This window comes from uncultured Roseibium sp., assembly GCF_947494555.1.
Taxonomy (GTDB): domain Bacteria; phylum Pseudomonadota; class Alphaproteobacteria; order Rhizobiales; family Stappiaceae; genus Roseibium.
The window spans coordinates 49695-69585 of the sequence record NZ_CANLVF010000008.1; the positions used below are offsets into that span (position 1 = coordinate 49695).

The 19891-nt window shown below is 58.0% G+C and carries 20 protein-coding genes; 8 read left to right on the forward strand and 12 right to left on the reverse strand.

Features of this window, described 5'->3' with window-relative positions:
* Positions 1–34: 34 nt before the first annotated feature.
* Positions 35–832, forward strand: a complete 798-nt coding sequence (locus tag Q0915_RS29390; protein ID WP_299484010.1) for a substrate-binding domain-containing protein — start codon at positions 35–37, stop codon at positions 830–832.
* Positions 833–961: 129 nt separating this feature from the next.
* Positions 962–1522, forward strand: coding sequence for a hypothetical protein (locus Q0915_RS29395; RefSeq protein WP_299483896.1), 561 nt, complete (start codon positions 962–964; stop codon positions 1520–1522).
* A gap of 75 nt (positions 1523–1597) precedes the next feature.
* Here Q0915_RS29395 and Q0915_RS29400 read toward each other — a convergent pair whose 3' ends face one another.
* From Q0915_RS29400 to Q0915_RS29445, 10 genes are all read right to left on the reverse strand, one after another.
* Positions 1598–2635 carry a phosphotransferase gene (locus tag Q0915_RS29400; RefSeq protein WP_299483897.1) on the reverse strand — a complete coding sequence of 346 codons (1038 nt, stop codon included), beginning with the start codon at positions 2633–2635 and terminating at the stop codon, positions 1598–1600.
* 112 nt (positions 2636–2747) lie between these two features.
* Entirely contained in the window at positions 2748–2876 is a 129-nt protein-coding gene (locus Q0915_RS29405; protein WP_299483898.1) for a hypothetical protein, read from the reverse strand.
* Positions 2873–4258: a c-type cytochrome gene (locus tag Q0915_RS29410; protein WP_299483899.1), complete on the reverse strand. Its 1386-nt coding sequence runs from the start codon at positions 4256–4258 to the stop codon at positions 2873–2875. Before Q0915_RS29410 ends, Q0915_RS29405 begins: the two co-directional genes overlap by 4 nt.
* 11 nt (positions 4259–4269) lie before the next feature.
* Positions 4270–5490, reverse strand: a complete 1221-nt coding sequence (locus tag Q0915_RS29415) for a formate dehydrogenase subunit gamma (RefSeq protein WP_299483900.1) — start codon at positions 5488–5490, stop codon at positions 4270–4272.
* Positions 5491–5634: 144 nt separating this feature from the next.
* On the reverse strand, positions 5635–6231 hold the full coding sequence (gene fdh3B, locus Q0915_RS29420; protein WP_299483901.1) for a formate dehydrogenase FDH3 subunit beta: 597 nt from the start codon (positions 6229–6231) through the stop codon (positions 5635–5637).
* A 12-nt stretch (positions 6232–6243) separates the two neighbouring features.
* Positions 6244–9135 carry a formate dehydrogenase subunit alpha gene (locus tag Q0915_RS29425; RefSeq protein WP_299483902.1) on the reverse strand — a complete coding sequence of 964 codons (2892 nt, stop codon included), beginning with the start codon at positions 9133–9135 and terminating at the stop codon, positions 6244–6246.
* A 106-nt stretch (positions 9136–9241) separates the two neighbouring features.
* Positions 9242–9442 (reverse strand): twin-arginine translocation pathway signal protein, encoded by a 201-nt coding sequence (locus Q0915_RS29430; RefSeq protein ID WP_299483903.1) that lies wholly within the window; start codon positions 9440–9442, stop codon positions 9242–9244.
* Positions 9443–9500: 58 nt separating this feature from the next.
* Entirely contained in the window at positions 9501–10109 is a 609-nt protein-coding gene (locus Q0915_RS29435; protein ID WP_299483904.1) for a molecular chaperone TorD family protein, read from the reverse strand.
* A gap of 71 nt (positions 10110–10180) precedes the next feature.
* The gene (locus tag Q0915_RS29440) at positions 10181–10861 is read right to left on the reverse strand and encodes a DUF3306 domain-containing protein (RefSeq protein WP_299483905.1); all 681 of its coding nucleotides are present in this window, start codon (positions 10859–10861) and stop codon (positions 10181–10183) included.
* Entirely contained in the window at positions 10858–11427 is a 570-nt protein-coding gene (locus tag Q0915_RS29445; protein ID WP_299483906.1) for a DUF3305 domain-containing protein, read from the reverse strand. The genes Q0915_RS29440 and Q0915_RS29445 overlap by 4 nt, the downstream gene beginning before the upstream one ends.
* Before the next feature lie 198 nt (positions 11428–11625).
* On the opposite strand from Q0915_RS29445, the gene Q0915_RS29450 reads away from it, so the two are divergent.
* On the forward strand, positions 11626–13593 hold the full coding sequence (locus tag Q0915_RS29450) for a 4Fe-4S binding protein (RefSeq protein WP_299483907.1): 1968 nt from the start codon (positions 11626–11628) through the stop codon (positions 13591–13593).
* A gap of 16 nt (positions 13594–13609) precedes the next feature.
* On the opposite strand, the gene Q0915_RS29455 is transcribed toward Q0915_RS29450, so the two are convergent.
* A complete protein-coding gene (locus tag Q0915_RS29455) occupies positions 13610–14374 on the reverse strand; it encodes a hypothetical protein (RefSeq protein ID WP_299483908.1) in 765 nt (254 codons plus the stop codon).
* Positions 14375–14466: 92 nt separating this feature from the next.
* Here Q0915_RS29455 and Q0915_RS29460 point away from each other — a divergent pair, with 92 nt between their 5' ends.
* The 5 genes from Q0915_RS29460 (at position 14467) to Q0915_RS29480 (ending at position 18359) form a co-directional block, all read left to right on the forward strand.
* Positions 14467–14655, forward strand: coding sequence for a DUF6494 family protein (locus Q0915_RS29460; protein ID WP_299483909.1), 189 nt, complete (start codon positions 14467–14469; stop codon positions 14653–14655).
* 7 nt (positions 14656–14662) lie between these two features.
* A complete protein-coding gene (locus tag Q0915_RS29465) occupies positions 14663–15754 on the forward strand; it encodes an Mrp/NBP35 family ATP-binding protein (RefSeq protein WP_299483910.1) in 1092 nt (363 codons plus the stop codon).
* Entirely contained in the window at positions 15751–16452 is a 702-nt protein-coding gene (locus Q0915_RS29470; protein WP_299483911.1) for a biotin/lipoate--protein ligase family protein, read from the forward strand. The genes Q0915_RS29465 and Q0915_RS29470 overlap by 4 nt, the downstream gene beginning before the upstream one ends.
* A 4-nt stretch (positions 16453–16456) precedes the next feature.
* On the forward strand, positions 16457–16933 hold the full coding sequence (locus Q0915_RS29475) for a DUF6505 family protein (protein ID WP_299483912.1): 477 nt from the start codon (positions 16457–16459) through the stop codon (positions 16931–16933).
* Positions 16934–17171: 238 nt separating this feature from the next.
* The gene (locus Q0915_RS29480) at positions 17172–18359 is read left to right on the forward strand and encodes a multidrug effflux MFS transporter (RefSeq protein WP_299483913.1); all 1188 of its coding nucleotides are present in this window, start codon (positions 17172–17174) and stop codon (positions 18357–18359) included.
* 111 nt (positions 18360–18470) lie between these two features.
* Here the strand turns inward: Q0915_RS29480 and Q0915_RS29485 are convergent, their stop codons facing one another.
* Entirely contained in the window at positions 18471–19877 is a 1407-nt protein-coding gene (locus tag Q0915_RS29485; protein ID WP_299483914.1) for an RtcB family protein, read from the reverse strand.
* Positions 19878–19891 lie beyond the last annotated feature (14 nt).

Below are 19891 nucleotides of genomic sequence, written 5' to 3' on the forward strand. Positions count from 1 at the left end.
CAAGAACATACGTCTTGCAGTGCTTGCCACTGCGATGATCGGACTGTTGTCGTCAGTTGCGGCAATTGCGGAAGACAGGTTTATCATCGTCCAGTCGACAACATCGACGCAGAACTCGGGTCTGTTCGATCATCTCCTGCCGGCATTTCAGGAAAAGACCGGAATAGAAGTCCGCGTCGTCGCCGTCGGCACCGGACAGGCGATCCGCAACGCAACCAATGGCGACGGCGATGTTCTCCTCGTGCATTCCAGACCGTCGGAGGAAAAATTCGTCGCCGACGGACTGGGCGTCACGCGCGCGGATCTCATGTACAACGACTTCGTTGTTGTCGGGCCGGCGGCAGACCCAGCCGGGGTTTCCGGATCGAACAACGCAATCGACGCGTTGCGGAAAATTGCTGAGGCTGAAACCCCGTTCGCGTCCCGGGGTGATGACAGCGGCACCCATAAGGCTGAGCTCAGATTGTGGATGGCTGCCGGTGTCGACACGACATCGGCTTCGGGTGCTTGGTACCGGGAAACCGGATCCGGGATGGGTGCGACCCTGAACACCGGCACCGGCATGGATGCTTACGTATTGACCGACCGTGCGACCTGGATCGCCTTCGGCAACAAGGGCAACCACGAGATTGTTGTCGAAGGTGACCCGCGACTGTTCAATCAGTACGGGGTGATCCTTGTGAACCCTCAAGTCCATCCGCACGTCAAAGCCGAGATGGGTCAGACCTTTATCGATTGGCTTTTGTCGAAAGAGGGACAGCGGTCGATCGCAGACTTCACGGTCGACGGTCAGCAGCTGTTTTTTCCGAACGCCAATGACGGATCCAGCTGACACTTTCCTATTGCCGCTCAATTCGGTCTGTATATGCAAGAGCTTCAAACACGCGACTGTTATGAGCGTGTGATTTTGAGCTGACGATGAAATGCGCCATCGTGTTTCCCGAATGACGGGGGACACGAAATGCTGAAGCGGTTGGTACTCTTTTTGGGTCTGGCAACAGGATTGACGTCACCATCCTGGGCCGTCGTCCTCGGTGGTGAAATCATCGATCAGCGCGGCAATGGAAAATTCGTTCTTCTGGACACAAGCACATCGTTCAGTGTCGGAGCCGATAACTTCAATACCGACAACCTTTATGCATTCGATGAAGATCAGAACATTCTGCTGAGCGAGCCGATCCGTGTCGATTTCGGTGGAGACAACGGCATCATACGGCAGGGCGAGACAATCGCGAGCCACTACGTTTTTTTCGACAGTTTCGCCGGGGTCCATTACGGCTACGTAGACTTCGACGCCCCTATCCTGGGGATCGCCGCTTTCCAGGACACGATGGCGGCCACCGATTTTCTTGCCAATAATGACGTAAACTACATCAGCACTGAATTGCGTGGGCTTGAACCGGGCGACAGGGTCTGGGTCGACAGCCAGAGCCCAAATCGGCTGTGGGTCTTCTGGGCAGGGTCGTCACCGGGGGACTACATCCGAGTGTTCACTGAGAAATCTCTCGGTGCGATGATGTGACAGCTCTATAATTTCCCGTTGTCGCCCACACCCGCGATTGCGCTTCGGAGTCCAATCCACAAGCACCTGCACCGATTACTCGAGCAATTCGCGGCAGTTCAGGTCCTCAAAAGCGAGAAACCACCGTTCCAGATGCGACCACCAGCTGGCGTGCGTGTTGTCAGCACTGTGCTGAAACACCGGAACGACAGCATTGCACACATGGCCGAGCCGGTAATCATGCCAGAAGTCTTCCCATGAAATGCGCGTAGAGGCACTGGCGTTATAGGTTTGCAGGTAGCTCTTCAGCAGGTTGACTTCATGAAAGGCGCGCCGGTGCGGATACCAGTGCATGGCAATCATCAGGGCGAGATCCATACCGGCAAAATCGACCCGCCAGTCTTCCCAGTCGATCAAGATGGCATCGTCCCGATTCTCGTCCCTTGGGTACAAAACATTCCAGAAGTGCGCGTCGCCATGAATTCGGGTGACCGTCCCACCTCCTTTATAGCGATCTGCCTTCAGCGCCGGTATGCGCTCACAAACCCGTTCCAAAAGCACGGCGCGATCTTCCGGCAGGCGATCGCCCAGCTTCGCCAAAAACGCTGGCAGCATTTCAGAAACGTGTAGGCCCAGGACGCGTTCGCGTTTGTTGAGATCGTCGGTGGCAGACTGAGCCCAATGCGCATGAAGCGCGGCGAGCGAGCGCACTGCCATATGGCAATGCGGTAGTGTTGGCGGCATGGGCCACGGTGTTGCGACATGTGTCGTCGAAAGATCTTCCAAAAGGATGCAGGTAGCGCCACTGGAAGGATCGACTAGCGAAACAAAACAGTCCGCCAACGGTAACCCCGTTTTGTTGGCAGTGGCATAAAACACCTGTTCGCCGGGAAAAATGTCCGCAAGCGGATCAGGATCTTGCCTGATCTTCAGGAAGAACCTGGCAGGCAAATCAGCTGGCGGGTCGACGAATTCGGCTTCCAAGAAAGCGGTATCAGCGACATTCCATCTTGTAGAGGGGGTGACCGTAAGCTCTTTGACTTGCACCGGACCATGTCGACCATGGTCTGAAAGCACCTCAGACAGCCAATCGGCGTCAATGTCGATAGGAGCGCGTGGAATGGAAACGGACACGGAAACAATCTGGAAAGACGTTATAAACCATCAGGCAACCGGGATCATGCAATGATTTGACAAGTTTCCCGACAATCGCGCCGGCTGTCAAAGTTCCACGGAACCCGGCACTCTATTCACCGAGCCTCACCGACGAACTGCTGGCTTGTTCCGCGCTCGAAAAGCCGGCACGCTGAAGCATCTCGCTGGCTCCAATAGCGATAACCACAATGGCTGCAAAGGCCGCCAACATCGCTTTCATTGCGTCTCTCCATCCTTGTTGTTTCCGGCGGTTGCCGACTTGAGATAATCGACCAGATCACTCCGGTCTTCAGGTTTTGCGATCACCTGCATCGGCATCTTGGACCCTGGAATAAAGTGGTCCGGGCCATCAAGAAAGAGCTGATCGATCGTCTCTTCGCTCCAGATGATATCAGATCCGGTCAGGGTTTCCGAATAGGGATAATCCGGCAATGTTCCTGCGCGCCGACCGAACACCGCATGCAGCGTCGGTCCTGCCTTGCGCGCGCTTCCCTCCGTCAAGGCATGGCATATGGAACATTTGCGCGCAAACTGCCGCTCGCCATTCGACATGTCTTCCGGCCGCCGCAGGAATTCAGGTGTTTCCTTTGCCATAGGATCAAACGCGCCAAGCTCGGCCACGGGCCAGGAATAAACGATGTTCTCGATCCCGCCGGCATGCAGGATCTCGCCGTCTTGAGAAAAAGCCAGCGCCCAGATGGGCCCTTTCAGTGCAGCCTTGAAATCGGATTCAATCGACCACGACTGCGTGTCGAAAACAGTTATGTATCCATGACCATCGCCGGTCGCCAAACGCTTGCCGTCGGAGCTCAAGGCCATGGCCAGGATCGGACGCCGCTCCAGCGTAAAGTCATGTAGCCGCTCACCTGTTTCGATATCGACGATGCGTGTAACCCCGTCCTGCGACCCATAGGCGACCCAGGTTTCGTTGCTGTTGGCACCGCCGAGCACCATGACGTTGATCCCGAAACCGTTGCGCTCGATGACACGTTTTTCCGCCTCTTGCGCCACATCCCAAAGCTTGATGGAACCGTCGACCGACGCGGAGTAAAGCCACGCACCGTCGGCGGAAAAAGCAACCTGATTCACACCGGCGTTGTGGCCGCTCAGGAACACCGGTTCACCACCATCAACCGGCCAGAGCCCGATCCGCGCGTCCCAACTCGCACTTGCGATCGTTTTCCCGTCCGGTGAGACGGCCAGACCCATGACCTTCGCGGTGTGGCCTTGGAGCTTCGTGTTGGAGCCCTCGGCCAGGTTCCAGACGATAAGATCATTGTCATCACCAGCGGAAACGACACGATTTTCATCGATGAACCGGACCACCTTGACGGCTGCCTCGTGACCATCCAGCCAGCTTGGTTCTCGCGCCGACCAGATACCGACGGCATTGTCGAAACTCGCCGTTGCGACCTGACCGTTTTCCGGAGAAACGGTGATGTCCATGACCGGCCCGCCATGGCCCTTCAATGTCTCAAAGTCCGCTGCAAAGGAATGCGTATTTGCGAAAATCAGGGCGCAGAATGAAACGACACATGCGGCGGCGGCTGCGATGCTAGGCAGCCGCTCGGATGCTGTATGTCGGACACGCACCGCTGTCATGGGAAGCGGGCCTATTCGGCGGGAACCGTGTTTTTGTCGGGCGCTTCAGACTTGCGCTCAGCTTCCTCGACTTCCTTCACCCACAAACCATGGTGTTCGCGCGCCCATTGAAGCTCGACCTCGCCGGAGCCCATGGCATCGTAGGCCCCTTCCATACCGACCGAGCCGATGTAGATATGCGCCAGGATCATGGCGATCATCAGGAACGCAACGATCGTATGCCACAGCTGGGCGTACTGCATTTCCTCATGCGGTGCGAGTTCTGTCGGCAAGGTGCCGAGCCCGACCAATTGAGGCAGACCGAGATTGTTCAGGAGTTCGAAAGTCTTGGCAAACATCGGGAAATCGAACGGGAACAGCAGCGAAATGCCCGAGGCGGAAATCGATGCTCCAAGAACAATCACACCCCAGAAGATCATCTTCTGGCCGAAATTGAATTTCTTCGCCGGAGGGTGCACGCCTTTCTTCAGCAGCCCGCCCCCGACCGCAATCCATTTCAGATCCGTCTTGTTCGGAATGTTGTGAACCACCCACATGACGAAAACCATGACAAGACCGAGCATGAACGCCCAGGACACGTTGTTGTGGACCCATTTGGACGCCAGCGCGATTGGCGCGTAGGCATCCTTTCCGAGCAGCGGGATGATGGCGACGCGCCCGAACAGGACGATCAGACCTGTCACGGCAAGCAATATGAAGCTGCCGGCGAGCAGCCAGTGCCCGAACCTTTCGATCATCTTGAAGCGGGTGATGGTGCGTCCTGTTTTTTCACCATCGATCCGGATCCGTCCGCGAAGCAGATAGAACAGGACCAGGAAGGCGAGCGTTCCGGCAAGAAGATAAGCGCCGTAAATCTTCAACGGACCGTTGCGGAGCTCCAGCCAGCGCATCCCACCGTCCTGCATGAGAACGGTCGCTTCCTTGCCGCCGGAGGAAACGGTTATGTCCGCAGAGCCGAACCGAAGCGCACGCCAGAGCTCGGGATCCGAGACGCCACCCAGCGTCCCGAGCTGAGACGACATTCCTGCTGCCGTATTCGGATCGCCGGTCGCGTTGCTCCGAAAGTCGTTGTCGACCTTCTCGCCACGCTGACGCTTCATGATGTCTTCCAGCGTCTGCGCACCGCCTGTGGCCGCGCGGTCAGTCTGCTGCGGCCCCGGTGTCTGGTCCTGCGCCAATCCTTGCGACAAAAAGGCCAGAAGGACAACAACAGCCAAAGCCAAGCGTTTCATTGCCGGATCCTCATTTCTTCTACACGGTCTCGATAAATGGAGACAAACAGGGCGGCATGTTTGCCGCCCCGTTCAAAGCTCTTGGGGGCGTAACCGACAGGTCCGGCGACAGAGCCCCTCCATCGCCGCCAGACCCATTCCGGTTTAGCCGCCTCTCTGGCCGTAGGCTGAACCCCAGCCCCAGGCACCAGAACCAAAGCCTCGTGCCACCACACGCTCGCGGTAGATTGCTGACACGACATCGCCGTCGCCGGCCAGGAGGGCCTTGGTGGAGCACATTTCCGCGCACAGCGGCAGTTTGCCTTCTGCAATACGGTTTGCTCCATACTTTGCGCGTTCGGCCGTCGAGTTGTTCTCTTCCGGACCGCCCGCGCAGAAGGTGCACTTGTCCATTTTTCCGCGTGACCCGAAGTTCCCGGCTTGCGGGAACTGAGGTGCGCCGAACGGACAGGCGTAGAAGCAGTAGCCGCAGCCAATGCACAGGTCCTTTGAGTGAAGAACCACACCTTCTTCGTTCTGGTAAAAGCAATCGACCGGGCACACCGCCATGCAGGGCGCGTCCGAACAGTGCATGCAGGCCACTGAGATCGATCGTTCGCCCGGCCGGCCATCATTGATGGTCACGACACGGCGGCGATTGATCCCCCACGGCACTTCGTTTTCGTTTTTGCAAGCCGTCACGCAGGCATTGCACTCAATGCATCGCTCAGCGTCACAAAGGAATTTTGCTCTTGCAGCCATTGCGTCTCCTCCTTACGCGGCCGAGATTTTGCAGAGAGTCGCTTTGGTCTCCTGCATCTGGGTCACTGAGTCATAGCCATAGGTCTGAGCGGTGTTTGAGCTTTCACCCAAGACATATGGATCAGCACCCTTAGGGTATTTCGACCGCTGGTCCTCGCCCTGATAATGACCGCCGAAGTGGAACGGCATGAAGGCAACGCCTTCGCCGACACGTTCGGTCACCATTGCCATGACCTTGACCTTGCCCCCTTCAGGACCCTCTACCCAGACCTGCGCACCGTCGCGCACACCCAGATTGTTGGCATCCCTTGGGTTGATCTCGACGAACATGTCTTGCTGAAGTTCGGCAAGCCAGGGGTTGGAACGGCTCTCATCACCACCACCTTCATATTCCACCAGTCGGCCCGATGTCAGGATAATTGGATAATCCTTCGAAAAGTCCTGCTTCTGGATGGACGCATAAAGGGTAGGCAGGCGATAGAACTTCCGGTCTTCGTAGGTCGGATAGTCTGCCACCAGATCCCGGCGGTTGGTGTAGAGCGGCTCACGGTGAAGCGGAACCGGATCGGGGAACGTCCACACGACTGCACGTGCCTTGGCGTTGCCGAACGGCGCGCAACCATGCTTGATCGCAACGCGCTGGATGCCGCCGGAAAGGTCAGTCTTCCAGTTCGTCTTCGGTCCTGCAACCGCTTCGATCGACGCACGTTCTTCGTCCGTCAGGTCACCGTCCCATCCAAGATCCATCAGCATCTGCATGGTGAATTCCGGATAACCGTCCGGGATCTCCGATCCAGGATTCGACACACCGTCGGCGAGCAGGTTGTCCCCGTCGCGTTCGACACCGAAACGTGCCCGGAAGCACAGACCGCCTTCGGCGACCGGCTTGGACATATCGTAGAGGTTCGGTGTACCCGGATGTTTCATATCCGCAGTACCCCAGCACGGCCAGGGCATACCATAGTATTCCCCGTCGTTCGGTCCGCCGATCGCCTGCAGCGTCGTACGGTCGAACGTGTGCTGGTTCGCCATGTGCGACTTTATCCGCTCCGGAGACTGTCCGGTGTAACCGATCGTCCACAGCCCGCTGTTGAACTCGCGGGTGATGCTTTCGACATTCGGCGTTTCCGGATCGTCCATCTCGATGTTGCGGAACAGCCTGTCTCCCCAGCCGAACTTGTTGGCGAATTTCGCCATGATCACTTCGTCCGGAAGGCTTTCGAACAGCGGTTCGACAACCTTGTCGCGCCACTGCAGCGAACGGTTCGATGCGGTCACGGAACCACGGGTCTCGAACTGTGTACATGCCGGCAGGAGATAGACCCCGTCTGTGCGGTCATGAAGTACGGCGGAAACGGTCGGATAGGGGTCGATCACGACCAGCGTATCCAGTTTTTCCATCGCTGTTTTCATTTCCGTCATGCGGGTCTGCGAGTTGGGCGCGTGGCCCCACAGAACCATTGCACGAACAGAGTTTGGCTGGTCTGTATTCGCAGGATCTTCAAGAACACCATCGATCCAGCGGCTGACCGGGATACCGGTCAGGTTCATCAGGTTCTTGTCTTTGCCGTCCGAACCTTTCTCCGTCGCGAACTGGCCCTTGAGCCAGTCGAGGTCTTCACCCCACACACGGGACCAATGCCCCCAAGCGCCTGCGCTCAAGCCGTAGTAACCTGGCAAAGTGTGGCTGAGAACACCAAGGTCCGTTGCACCCTGAACGTTGTCATGGCCGCGGAAGATGTTGGTGCCGCCTCCTGACGTACCCATGTTGCCAAGGGCAAGCTGCAAGACGCAGTAGGCGCGGGTGTTGTTGTTGCCGTTCGTGTGCTGGGTTCCGCCCATGCACCAGATCACGGTTCCGGGACGGTTGTTGGCAAGCGTCCGCGCAACGCGCTTCAGCTGGCTTTCAGGCGTACCTGTCACGCGTTCGACTTCGTCCGGCGTCCATTTGGCGACTTCTTCGCGGATCTGGTCCATACCCCAGACACGGGTACGGATGAACTCCTTGTCCTCCCAGCCGTTGTCGAAGATGTGCCAGAGAATGCCCCAGACGAGCGCTACGTCCGTCCCCGGACGGAAACGCACAAATTCGTCGGCATGGGCTGCCGTACGTGTAAACCGCGGGTCACAGACGATCACCGGAGCATTGTTCTGCTCCTTCGCGCGCAGCAAATGCAACAGCGAAACCGGATGCGCTTCGGCAGGGTTGCCGCCGATGATAAAGATCGCCTTGGAGTTATGAATGTCGTTGTAGCTGTTGGTCATGGCGCCGTAGCCCCATGTGTTTGCAACACCTGCAACGGTCGTTGAGTGGCAGATACGTGCCTGGTGGTCGACGTTGTTCGTTCCCCAGTAGGCCGCAAATTTCCGGAACAGATAAGCCTGCTCGTTATTGTGCTTGGCCGATCCGAGCCAGTAGACACTGTCGGGTCCGCTTTCCTCGCGGATCTGCATCATCTGGTCGCCGATCTCGTTGATCGCCTCGTCCCAGCTGATCCGTTTCCACTCGCCACCCTCTTTTTTCATCGGGTATTTCAGCCGGCGCTCACCATGCGCGTGCTCGCGAACCGCGGCGCCCTTGGCGCAATGTGCACCCAGATTGAACGGGCTGTCCCATCCCGGCTCCTGGCCGGTCCAAACGCCGTTTTTGACTTCGGCGATAACGGTGCAGCCGACTGAACAGTGTGTACAGACTGACTTCACCAGATTGACGGCTTCATCTGCCGATTGAGCCTGCGCTTTGGTCACGGTACCGCCTGTCGCGGTAATTGCAGCCAGGCCGCCAGCAGCTACCCCGGATCCCTTCAGGAATGTCCGGCGGTCTACTGATTTGTGTGCAGCGTCTCTAAGGATACTTGCACCCTGGGGGCGTCGCGCAACCCCATTGGTCTTTTTCCTAAGCATATTGCCCTACCTTGCTTGTATCTATCTCGATACGGCTGGGTTGGATTTCAGCGAACCGGCCATCGGGCGTCACGCAACCATAGGCCGGGTGTGAAACAGGGTCCGGTTAGAACCGGGCGCTGTCGAAGTAGGCGCGTGTGTGCGCAGTGTCCTGCATCTTGTCGGATGTCGGATCGACTTCCGCAGCCTGGACCGTTCCGGACACCGCAGTAGCGGCCACGGCAACAGGGGCTGATAGTGCAGCCAGCTTCAGGAAATCCCGTCGGCCGGACCCTTGTTCGGGCACCGCTTGATCGGGTTTTTTCATCGTTGCAATCCTCCTCTCCTTGAGACGGCTGGCAGCCGCCTAAATTGCCAACGTGAATCTAGTTGGGCAGCATGCCGAATGCTTCGGCCTCGATCTCCATGAACTGCCGCCCCAACGCACCAACAGCCCCGTAGAAAACGGAGCTCTCGGATGCTTCGAGATCTGAGTAAAAGTGTATCGCCCACGGCTCGATGTGAGCCTGGAAGAATTGTTTTTGCTCGGCCACTGATGTCACAGTTCCGAAACGGCCGACAATCAGGCCAGCCATCATTTCCATAAGCGATGCAATATTGTCTTCCGGCTCGCGCTGGTCCTGCGCACGGCCGATGCCCCGCTTCGCCATGTCACTGCGCAGATTGGCAAGCGGCTTTTCGTTGAGAAACCCGGTAAGATAATGGCTTGCATAGGGAAGAAGCTCTCCACGGCCGAGGCCGACAAAAAGTGCATTGAACTCGCGTTCTGCCGTCTCTGCCGACGTGACAGAGGCAACTTTGGAAATGAGGCCGAGCGCACGCCCCAAGGCGGTCTCGTCTCCTTGCAGATCCGAAACTTGTTTAAGCAGCGCATTGTCGGCTGGCTTCACCAGCAGCAGACCGAGAAAATCGTAGAGTTCTGATCGGGCCCGGTCCTCCGGGTCGATCACATATTCCGTCACGACTGCGGACATCCGCGATGTTCCTCCCTCATGCGCAGTCCAGTGTCATTTTTTTTCTTCATCTTACATAGACGACTTTAGTACTACGAATAGTCAAAACGCAAGCGCCGTCTTGTAACTTGAAGCGTCAAATCAACTTTTTCAGAGTAGGCTTCTTGTGATTCCGATGGGTTTTCGTGCTTTTCAGCAGATTGCACGAGTTCATCAGCTTGCGTCAATTGCACAGGTGCTGTTTCACTTTCAACATAATCATTGTGCAGCGCAGTATTTTCTTCGGAATTCTCGTTTTTTGTTTCGCTGGCAACAGATTCGCGAACGATATCGTCGCTCAATTCAGCGTTTTCGACGTCTTCCGCGTCTTCATCCGCGAATTGCTCCAGCATGCCTTTGCCGATTTTGTAGACCGTTTGCAGGTTATCGATCACCGTCGCGGCATCGGTGTAATCCTCACCGTAGTCGACCAACCCGTCGATATTCGCAAGAACCGGATTCATGCCCCAGAGGCGGCGCAGCGCCCGTCGTCTGATACGTTCGGGCACGGTTGCTGACAAAAAGCCGGAAAAGTCATCGTCTTTGGTCAAGGTATCAGGATCGGGCAAATCGAGCTCTTCGAGGATTTCCTGATCGGTTTTCTGCTCCAGCCCCGCACGCTCTTCGGCGGCAACAATGGCTTCCTGTTCCGCCTGTTCTGCTTCTTCCGCCTTGCGAACGGCGGCTTTGCGCCTTGACCAGAAATCTTTTCCCTCGCCTTCAGAACCGCTCATTGCAGCGTGTCCTTCGATTTTCTTCCCGGCGCGCGATAAACGTCGCTGACCTGCCGGATACGGACGTCACCAATGCCATCTTCCTTCAGATCGATTCGCTTCTTGTCCCTTTTGCGTTTGATGAATATTTCATCCTCGTGATGCAACTCCACGAATTCCCGGATCCAGGCAATCAGGCCCGGCGGCATGGGAACCTTTTCGACCATGACGTCGCTCGTGTCGGCATAGTCCTGGCCCTCATAGGCGGACGCGGTCAAAAGGAGCACGTCCATCGGCACATCCCGGCCGGCCTCTTCGGACGGTCGCATGACAACGTAAATGGACGGCACCTTGTCCGAGAGCGCGGTCAGGTAGGCTTCGGTGTCCGTGCGGTGCAGTTCAAGGTTCAAGGTTGCCGCATGATATTCGACGGCCTCACCTTCTTCACGCAGCACCGCCCAGTCAGCATCCTTCGCACCGGGTAGAAGAGACACCGGACGCCAGCTCCACTTTTGCCAGCGCGTTACCCCGGGCAATCTTCTGACCACGACACCGACGGGGATCGCCCGCATTCTTTCGCTTGCCACTGCGGATAATCCTCCCACCCGCGCCTTTTCAGGTATTCATATGATACAGCTTACATGCTGTAGCAACGTGGACAAATTTCAAGCCCCGCGGAAGTCGAACTTGACCTTGTGCCGCTTACGCCCTTGTTATGTCATCTAGAACATGCGAATCCGGAGTGAATACCGGGGCGCGTTGTTCAGGGAGAGGACGCGCTTACAATGACAGACACCAAGCTTCTGCTTTGCGATTGCCGCAAGAGCCAGGCAATCGATTCGGCACAATTGCAGGATGTGACGGGTATGTCCTGCTCAAGGGTGCACACGGAACTCTGCAGGGCAGAAGCATCGATTGCAGAAGAAGCGCTTCAAGCGGGCAATATCATGGTTGCCTGCGCTCAAGAACAGAGCTTCTTTCAGGAAATCGCCGCAGACCTGGACGCTGAAGATCCTGCATTCATAGATCTTCGCGATCGTGCTGGCTGGACAGACGGCGCGGGATCAACATCGCCTAAAATGGCGGCACTCATAGCTGAAGCACTCCTTCCGGTACCGGGCGAAAAGGTGGTTGATGTCGTCTCCGAAGGCACCTGCATCATAATCGGCGAGACAGACGATGCGATCTCGGCTGCGGAACATCTCTGCGAAATGTTGAGCGTGACTGTCCTTCTTTCACCTGAAGCAGAGCAGCCGGTTTCGGACGATCGGCGCTATGACATCGTGCGCGGGCGCATAAAATCGGCAACAGGCTCTCTCGGCCAGTTCAAGGTGGCATTCGATGCCCTGCAGGAACGCATTCCAGGCGGCCGGGGTGCGTTCAACTGGACCGAACCGCGCGACGGTGGCCGCACGGAATGCGACATTCTCATCGATTTCCGGCGAGCTTCCCAGCCGCTCTTTCCAGCTCCCGAGAAGCGGGAAGGATATTTGCGCGCCGATCCGGGAAACATGGAGGCCCGCACCAAAGCACTTCTGGAGGCTTCACAACTCACCGGCACCTTCGAAAAACCTATTTACGTTAAACAAAACGAACAGCTTTGTGCCCACTCGAGAGCCCAGAAAACCGGCTGTACGCGCTGCCTGGACCTGTGTCCGACCGGCGCGATTACCCCGGCTGGCGACCATGTCGCCGTTGACGCGATGATCTGTGCCGGATGCGGCAGTTGCGCCTCGGTCTGTCCGTCAGGAGCGATCACGTATGACGCGCCGCCGCCTGAACATGTCTTTCAGAGATTAAAGACCCTCGGCGCGACCTGGCGCAAGCTTAGCTCCGAAGCCCCGCACCTGCTCGTTCATGACGCAAGGCACGGGCTCGATCTCATCCGTCTCAGTGCCCGTTACGGGAAGGGTCTTCCGGTCAATGTCGTTCCCCTCGAAATGACGGCGCTTGCAGGGTTCGGACATGCGGAAATGCTCGCGGCACTGGCGAGCGGTTTTCAATCCGTGACAGTTCTGCTCTCCCCTGAAACCGAAAGGGACGGCCTTCCTTTCCAGGCAGACCTAGCCAACGCAATTGCAGGCAAAGACCTTGTGAGATTGATCGAGCCGGTCGATCCCGACCAGCTTGACGAACTGCTCGCAATTGAAACTCAGACAGATTTTTCTGTGCAGCCTATCCTTCCGCTTGGTTCCCGCAGGCAGGTCACGCGCCTGGCCGCAAAAGCGCTGAACGATGCTGCAGAACCGGTTCCGTTGCCGGCAGGTGCGCCCTATGGCGCCGTCAGTCTGAACCTGGACAGCTGCACGCTCTGCCTTTCTTGTGTCTCCCTATGCCCGTCCGGTGCCTTGAAAGAAAACCCTGATATGCCGCAATTGCGGTTCCAGGAAGATGCGTGTCTTCAGTGCGGCATCTGCACCACCATCTGCCCTGAGAGCGCACTCACGCTCGACCCGCGCCTTAACCTGTCGGATGACGCGTTGACGCCGATGGTTCTGAAAGAAGAAGAACCGTTCAATTGCGTCGAATGCGGCAAACCGTTCGGCGTGCGGTCAATGGTCAAACGGATGACTGAAAAACTGGCCGGAAAACACGGCATGTTCCAGGACAACAAGGCTGCCAAGCTTATCCAGATGTGTGACGATTGCCGCGTGAACGCGGTCTACCATTCGGAAAACAATCCCTTCGCGATGGGCGAACGGCCCGCCGTGCGCACCACCGACGACTATATCAGCAAGCGGCGCGACCATTGAACATCCCGCATCGCAATCACTGGTACTGGATCGGCGCGCCGAGATCCGCAGGCGGAATGCGTGAGACGAATGCCAATATGGCGTCAAGCTCGTCCAGCGTAAGCTCAAGCGGCGCGATTGGTGACGGCCTGCTGATATGGAACGGCTCGGTTACACCTTCGACCTGTGTGAAAGACGGGTGCGGATTAAGCGCGAAGAATGCCTCGAACCGGGCCCGCCAGTCGGAAAAACCGCGCATCACCGCGAATGACGGTGATGAACCGATCGTGGTCAACCGGGTCGCCTCGTTGACCATGTGGCAACGTCCGCAATGGACGACGGCCAGCTTCTCGCCAGAGACTATGTCCCCGGATATCGCCTCCGAAACCACTTCCTTCGGTTTTGCGGTCGCCGCGGCGAAAACGTCTCCGCTGTCCGGCTTGAACGAAGTGATCGTTTTTCTGCCGACATCACCGGTCAGCCAGTCCTCAAAACGCTCAACATGCTCGTTTTCGGCATCCGACGCTGCGAAGAACCAGTCCTTGCCCAAACCCGAAAAGACCGGCGTCCCGGCGGACGAGGTCGAAAACGCAGCCTCAGCCGTGTCGGTTTCCGGAACGATTTCGATCCGGATGCCGGTCTTCAGCGAAAACCGCGGCAACAAGTGCTTCAGGAACCCGGACATAACGAGATCGTCCGGTGCACTCAGACGAAAGGTCTTGGCAGATGCCTCGCCCGTCGCGCCCGGCCCTGCGACAAGAAACAGTCCGATCAGGACTGCAAATATAATACGGCAGCACACGCGCTCCTCCCTCACGATGCTGACAAAACACGTTAGGTTAGGGGCGAAATCCTTACGCCGTCAATTCACACAATGCTCAGAGGGAGGTTAAGATGAACGACGAATTCAACATGTCCATGCGCAAATTTCTGAAACAGGTTGGTGTCACGTCCCAGCAGGCGATCGAAGAAGCGGTTCGAAAGGCCGGACCTTCGGACGGCAAGAAATACAAGGTCAAGGCTGTGGTGACGATTGAGGAAATCGGTCTGGAGCATGAAGTGAACGGCGAGATTGAGGGGTAATCCGGACGTGTCCCTGGCGCGCGAAACTGTTCTCAACAAACTGAAATCCGTCAAGGATCCGAAAACCGGCGAGGATATTGTTTCCTCAGGCATGGTCCGTGCGCTCCAGATCGGCGATGGAAACATTCGCTTCGTGATGGAGATCGACGCAAGCCGCATGAGCGACATGGAAGCTCTTCAAGCTGAGGCCGAATCGTCCCTGTCACAGCTCGATGATGCCGGGACAGTGCAGATCATCCTGACGGCGCATTCCGAAAAAGCCGCCGAACCGGCAAAGCCGAGCGAACCGACACCGATCAAGCCCCGCCCAGCGCCTCCTGGCAGCTCCGGTCCGCAGAAGGTGCCCGGTATCGACCGGATCATCGCTGTTGCCTCCGGCAAGGGAGGTGTCGGCAAATCGACGGTTGCCGCCAATCTTGCCTGTGCGCTGGCTGCGGAAGGCCGCAAGGTCGGATTGCTGGATGCGGACGTTTATGGCCCGTCGCAGCCGAAAATGCTCGGTATTTCCGGCCGGCCGACCTCACCTGACGGGCAAATGATCCTGCCGCTGCGCAACCATGGTGTCACCATGATTTCCATCGGTCTGATGACTTCCGGCGACAAGGCCGTTGTCTGGCGCGGCCCCATGCTGATGGGCGCCCTACAGCAGATGATGGGTCAGGTGCAATGGGGGGCTCTGGATGTTCTGATCGTCGACCTGCCACCCGGCACCGGCGACGTTCAGATGACCCTTTCGCAGAAGTTCATTGTCGACGGCGCGATCATCGTTTCAACACCGCAGGATGTGGCGCTGTTGGACGCGCGCAAGGGCATCGACATGTTCCAGCAGATGCAGGTCCCAATCATCGGCATGATCGAGAACATGTCGACGCATATCTGTTCCAAGTGCGGTCACGAGGAACATGTTTTCGGACATGGCGGCGTCGCGGCTGAAGCCGAAAAACTCGGCGTTCCGCTTCTTGCGGAAGTGCCGCTGCACCTGAACATCCGCCTTGCCGGGGATGGCGGCACGCCAATTGCCGCGGAAACACCGGATGCACCTGAAGCCGAAGTCTTCGGGCGACTGGCGAAAACACTTGTCGCGGAGGGACATGCGTGAGCGATCTGCAGTTCCCGCCGATGTTTCAGGGTGTGGCGCTTTCCGGTGCCGCCGATCCGTTCGAGCGTGCCCTTGCGCTCGCCCTTGCCGGGACCGATGCAGGAACGGTGGTCTACAATTTCTCGGGCAACACATTGAAGGCCAGCTTGATCTTCGCTCCCGAAGTTCGGCTCGAGGAAGCCGCCGCAACGCTTCCGGTCTGCGGGCTCGGCTTTCAGGCCGCCCTTGGAGCACTCGCTCCGCCTGAGGTCGCTGTCCATCTGGAATGGGACGGGACAATCCGGGTCAACGGCGCGGTCTGCGGGCGCATGCGCATGAAAGCATCCACCTCAAACCCGGACGAGATCCCGGACTGGCTCGTGCTGGGCCTTGAACTCAACATGACAAGTTCGCAGGAAAATCCGGGTGTGGACGCAGACACCACCTATCTTTCCGAAGAAGGGTGTGCGGAAATCACGGCCGAGCACTTTCTGGAAGCGTGGGTGCGTCACAGTCTTTACTGGATCAACCGATGGCTTGATGAAGGCCTGCGCCCCGTCCACGCCGACTGGCGCGGCCTCGTGCCGACACTCGGCGAACCGGTGGAAATTGACGGACGGTCCGGAACATTCGTCGGTGTCGACGAGAATTTCGGGATGCTGCTCAGAATCGGGGAAGAGACGACTTTGATCCCGCTGTCGAGCCGATTGGAGACTTGAATTGATGAAACTGGCCCGTGCAATCCACATGGATGACAGCGACCGCAATGTCTATTTCTCCCCGGCCCGGACCGGCGAATGGTGCCTCTCCGGTGGGTTTGAATTCTCAGACTGGACCGAGGCCGACCTGGTCGGCAAGGCGCGCCAGGCCTTCGCCAATGGCTGGCTTGGCCTGGAAACCTTCGGCCGGGTGACCTTCGTTGCAATCACGCCGATCGAGGAAGCCGAATTCTCCGGCCTTGTCGACCGGCTTGCGCAGCATTTCGTGGATGTCTACGGCGCCCCATCCGTGGATGCGGCACGTGGCGTCGCCGAAGACGAACTCCGGTATATGGTAGACCTTTGTTCCGAGCACGACGAGAACATGCTGCTCGCCGTCCACCGGGAACTCTCCGAAGAAGGTGTCAAGGAAAGCTACAGTGCCATCGAAGCCCCGGCAGCGGAGTTGGATCTCGTGGCCATGCATGGGGATCTGGAGTGAGTGGCCTTGCATCCCATCGCACTCAATTGGCTCGACCAATAGCGCGAATTGAGCGCGCTTGCGCTCCCCATTGCATCTGAATAGCGTCTTGGGCAGGAGAACAGACGTGACTTTCAAATTCAACATCGTGGTGAGAAACAGGCGCGTGGAACGATAGCGGCGACCCCTGCTGTTTTCCATGTGCCCCCGGCCTCTTCCGGGGGCATTTTTTTTGACCGAAGCTGGACCAGAGACCCCCTTGACCCGCACACCACCCCATCTCATCACGATCATCCTGCTGACGGCATTTTCGCCGCTGTCGCTGAATATGTTCCTGCCGTCTCTCGGACATATCGCCGAAGACCTGGAAACGAATTACGCGCTCGTGAGCGTTGCCATTGCCGGATATCTGGCGGTGACGGCTGTCATTCAATTGATCGCGGGCCCGCTTGCGGACCGCTATGGAAGACGTCCGGTCCTCCTGGCAACTCTTGCGATTTTCAGCGTGTCCTCTCTGGTGTGCGCGCTGGCCGAAGATATCTGGGTCTTTCTCTTTTTCCGCATGCTGCAGGGCGGCATCACGGCGGGCTACACCCTTTCGCTGGCGATTGTGCGGGACACGCATTCACCTCAAAAGGCGGCAGGGCTAATCGGATACATCAGCATGTGCATGGCCATCGCGCCGATGCTCGGTCCCGTTTTCGGCGGGCTTCTGGACACGGCCTTCGGCTGGCGTGCCAATTTCTTTCTTTATGCAACTTGCGGGGTCCTGCTTCTGGCACTCTGCTGGGTTGATCTGGGTGAAACGAAACCGGACCGGCGGGAACACCAGCAGCCCATGGCGGCCGCGACCCTGGCCCTCATCAGCGACTTGCGTTTCTGGGCCTATGCCCTTTGCTCCACCTTTACCGTGGGAGCTTTCTACATTTTTCTGGCGGGCGCTCCGCTGGTCGCAACAACTTCCTTTGGTGTGACGACGGCCGAACTCGGGTTTCTGATCGGAAGCATCACCGTCGGCTTCTCTGCCGGCGGTTTTCTGGCCGGCAGGTATTCATCCCGACTGTCGCTGCCCGCGATGATGCTGGTCGGACGCATCACGGCCTGCACCGGTCTTATCGTCGGTTTGACCGCCTTCCTCATTGAGACGGCGTCTCCGATGGTCTTTTTCGCAAGCACGATCTTTGTCGGGATCGGAAACGGTCTGACAATTCCGGGAAGCAATTCAGGAGCGATGTCCATTCGCCCCGATCTCGCCGGAAGTGCTGCCGGGCTTGTCGGAGCCCTCACGCTTGCCGGCGGTTCGGCGCTCACCAGCCTGGCAGGGCTTGCCGTGGGTTCCGGAGAGCAGCCAACCACGGTCCTTGCGCTCATGCTGGCAAGTTCTGCGCTCGGTCTGGTATTTGCGTTTGGGGCTTTGGTTCTGGAACGGAGTGGCGCGGACAGGTAGAACCTTCCAGTTCTCCCATAGACTTTGAAAGCCAGGCCCGCTGACAGTCGAAAATGTCACGACTATTCAACTGCGGCATGTGAAATCAGCGCCTGAATCAAGCAAGGCGGATTACCGCCTTGCTCCCTTTCTCTTCTTCCAGAACGGATCGATATCGCCGGCCATGATGCAGCCGAACGGATCGATATAGTCCTCGATATCGGCCAGATCGTATTTCTTGATCTGGGCGACAACCGCATCGGCCTTCTTGTAGCCGGACGGCAGTTCGGAGACGTCGATCTTCTCCTCGAAGAAACGGATATCGAGACCTTCCGTTTCCTGCTTCAGCATCTCTTCCGGCGTCTTGCCGAGCGAGCGGCGCTTGTGTTCGGAGCGCGAGAAGTTGCGCCCCGCGCCATGCGGCGAGAACCCCAGCGCATGACCTGCATCCTTGCCGCGCACGACCAGAACCGGCTCTGCCATGTTCAGCGGGATCAATGTCAGTCCCGTCGCATCGGATGCGTATCCGTCCCAGGCCGGAGTCGCCCCCTTGCCGTGATAGAACAGACCGTCACGCTCGAACACGAAGTTATGCTCGTTCCAGAAACGGTCCGAGTGGGTGGTCCCGCTCACCTCGACCGTTGCCTGATGCAGCGCGTTGTGGTTGGCCTTGGTCCACTTGCGGATCAGCTGCAAGGCTTCCCAATAGGCTTTGCCTTCCTCGCTCTCGGACGGGATCCAGGCGTTCTGCTTCAAGGTCTTCGGCGACAGCTTCCTGCGATATTTTTCCGCAACGCTCATGCCGATCTTGTAGAGAACCGCCCCCGGTCCGCGCGATCCATGGTGGGTCACCATCGCGGTTTTCCCAGTGTTCCTCGAAACGCCAACAAACAAGAAATGGTTGCCGTCGCCCTGCGTCCCCAGATGCTCCTGCGACATGCGCAGGATCTTCGGATCGTTCAGGAACCGGTTCCCGCGGAACTGGTCGTAAAGGTCCATGGACATGGTGAAACGCTTGCCGTTGGCACGACCACCCGAGCCGAAATGCGTCACAGAATGCGCCGCATCCAGAACGGTTTTCGGATCAGCGTTCTCGAACTCCGTCATCATAACTGAGCAGCAGATGTCGGCGCTGTGCATTCCCGGATGGATGGCGTTTCGGGCCGCAACGACACCGCCGACCGGGATCGTCCCGAGTGGACCTGCCGGACAGGCATCCGGCATGATCGCGCCGGCTTCGACCGTCGGCGTACGCATCAGCTCGGTCATGTGATGCTTGACCGCCTTCAAGTTCGCTTCTTCGTCCTCGCCCTCCGCGTCCAGGTTGACGTGAAACGGCTTTTCTCCGGAAGCAGCCAGCGGCAGAACTGGGGCCGGCTTGTAGCCTTCCAGCATCTGACGCACATCCTCAAGCGGCGCACCCTGATCAAGCGCAGCCTGACCGTCCCTGAGGGCAGCACCAAAGGCCTTGCCTTCTGCGTGGCCCCACTCGGTCAGCATTGCGCTGGTCAGCTGTGTCATTTCCGTCTCAATCGTCATTGTCTTCTTCCTTC